Genomic DNA, 2,305 nt, shown 5'->3' with positions numbered 1-2,305 from the left:
CGGCGGGCGTCTCCAGCGGCGTTTCGAGGGGCGCGGACGGCAGCTCCCGGAGGGTGCGGCGCTCGGCGAGCGGGCGCGTCCAGCGGGCCATCTGCCCCAGGAACTCGCGCGGCAGCAGCACGGGGCGACCGTCCGCGACGAGCTCGGTCTCGAACAGGTAGCCCATGAAGTGGGCCAGCGCGCTGGTGGAGACGTCGGGCGTGGCGGTGTGCAGGTAGCGGGTGAGGACCTCCGCGAAGGCCTCGGCGGTGGGGTAGCGCTGCTCGCGCTCCACCGCGAGCGCGGTGAGGAGGATGCGCTCCAGGGCCGGTGGGATGTCCGGCTCCAGCTCGCGCGGCCGGGGGAAGTCGCCCACCGCGATTTTCCGCATCACGTCGGTGACGGAGCCCTCGAAGGGCAGTCGCCCGCACAGCGTCTCGTACAGCAGGGTGCCCGCGGCGAAGATGTCCGCGCGCGCGTCCAGCTCCCGGCCCCGGGCCTGCTCCGGCGCGAAGTAGGCGTACTTGCCCTTGGCGTCGCCCGCGTCGGACTCGTAGCCGCCCGCCATCCGCGCGCGGGCGATGCCGAAGTCCACCAGCTTCACCTGGCCCTCGAAGCTGAGCAGCACGTTCTGCGGGCTGACGTCGCGGTGGATGATGTGCAGCGGCCGGCCCCGGTCATCCAGGCGCGTGTGCGCGTATGCCAGCCCCTTGAGCACCTCCACCGTCACCAGCAGGGCGAGCGGCTGCGGGAGCGTGTACAGTCCCTTCTCTCGCGCCCGGCGCAGCACGCGCGACAGCGGATGCCCGTCCACCCACTCCATGGCGATGAAGTACTGGCCGTCGACCTCGCCGAAGTCGAAGACCTGCGCGATGTTGCCGTGGCTCAGCCCCGCCGCGATGCGCGCCTCGTTGACGAACATGGAGACGAAGGCGCTCTGGTCCGCGTAGCCGGGGAGGATCTTCTTGATGACCACCGGCTTGGTGACACCCGCCACCGCCGTCATCCGGGCGCGGTAGATCTCCGCCATGCCGCCCGTCGCGATGCGCTCGAGCAACGTGTACTTGCCGAAATCGCGCCCTTCGGACGGGTGCTCCACGTGTCTTCCGGCTCCTCTGGGCGCACCGGGCCGATGTGCTACCCCACCACGACGCCCTTCGATGACCGCGTGAAGCTATCATCAAGGTCTCCGCAAACATTAACACGGGAAAATTCCGTTGAACACGCTTGCTCGATGGTTTGTCCTGCTTGGGTTTCTCTGCGCGCCCCGCGTCATGGCGGCGCCCGCGGTGTTGCTGACGCCGGTGTTGGGGCAGCCGGAGCGGGTGATGTTGCAGGGGCGGGTGCTGAAGGAAGCGCCCGGTGACGGCAGCTCGGCGTTGACGCGCAACGTGCGTCGCCTGGCGGCTCGCAACTGGGAGGGCGCGAAGGTGTCGGTGCGCTTCCAGGGGGTGACGGCGACCCTCACCAGCGGGCATGACGGTGGGTTCGAGGTGAACCTCCTGCCGCCCGAGGGCAAGCTGTTCGAGGTGGGCGCGTCCGAGGCGGAGGCGTGGGTGGAGGGTGCCACCACGTCGGCGCGGGTGGAGGTGGTGCCGGCGGCGACGCCGCTGCTCGTCGTCTCCGACTTCGACGACACGGTGGTGGTGACGCAGGTGACGAAGCCGACGAAGCTGGTGCAGACGGCGCTGCTCAAGGACGCGGACGAGCTGGAGGTGGTGCCGGGCATGGCGGCGCTCTACGGGTGCCTGAGGGGCGGCGTGCCCTCGGCGTTCGCGCTGGTGAGCGGCTCGCCCGTCCAGTACCTGCCGCGCGTGAAGTCGTTCCTGACGCGGCACGGCTTCCCGGCGGGGTTCGGCGTGTACCTGCGGGACCTGGGGCCCGGCTCGCTGTCCGACTACAAGCAGCCCATCATCCGACGGCTGCTCACGCAGTTCCCGCAGCCGGTGGTGCTGGTGGGGGACTCGGGTGAGAAGGACCCGGAGGTCTACGCGCAGATTCGCGAGGAGTTCCCCGGACGCGTGAAGGCCATCTACATCCGTGACGCGGGGCGCACGAAGGACCCCCAGCGCTTCACGGACATGGTGCTCTTCCAGGACGCGCGCCAGGCGGCGGAGCACGCGGTGGGCCTGGGGCTCGCCGACGCGGCCTGTGTCGCGAGCACGCTGCCGAAGCCCGCGCGGACGCCGCCCGTGACGGCCAGCCCGTCACCCCCGTGACGTCTTGCGTTGAGCTCATGACGCGCGGCTGGAGTCATGACGCACCGGGATGTCGCATGCGAGTGTTTCAAGGCGGGGAGGTGGGCTGGTGGTCGGAGGTGTCATCG

General features: G+C 70.4%; 2 protein-coding genes. One reads left to right on the top strand and one right to left on the bottom strand.

Annotation, left to right across the window (positions count from 1 at the left end; genetic code table 11):
* Positions 1–1,078: serine/threonine-protein kinase (locus FL311_RS42655; protein WP_141333347.1), on the bottom strand; the 1,078-nt coding region annotated here is incomplete at its 3' end.
* A 175-nt stretch (positions 1,079–1,253) separates the two neighbouring features.
* Between FL311_RS42655 and FL311_RS42650 the strand changes: the two genes are divergently transcribed.
* The gene (locus tag FL311_RS42650; RefSeq protein ID WP_141333346.1) at positions 1,254–2,198 is read left to right on the top strand and encodes an App1 family protein; all 945 of its coding nucleotides are present in this window, start codon (positions 1,254–1,256) and stop codon (positions 2,196–2,198) included.
* Positions 2,199–2,305: the final 107 nt, after the last annotated feature.

It is taken from the genome of Myxococcus sp. AB025B (assembly GCF_006518215.1).
GTDB classification, from domain to species: domain Bacteria; phylum Myxococcota; class Myxococcia; order Myxococcales; family Myxococcaceae; genus Myxococcus; species Myxococcus fulvus.
This window is presented reverse-complemented; position numbering and strand designations above follow the sequence as displayed.

Coding starts and splice junctions, on each gene's coding strand:
- FL311_RS42650 (WP_141333346.1), top strand. CDS start 1,254: ATGGCGGCGCCCGCGGTGTTGCTGACGCCGGTGTTGGGGCAGCCGGAG.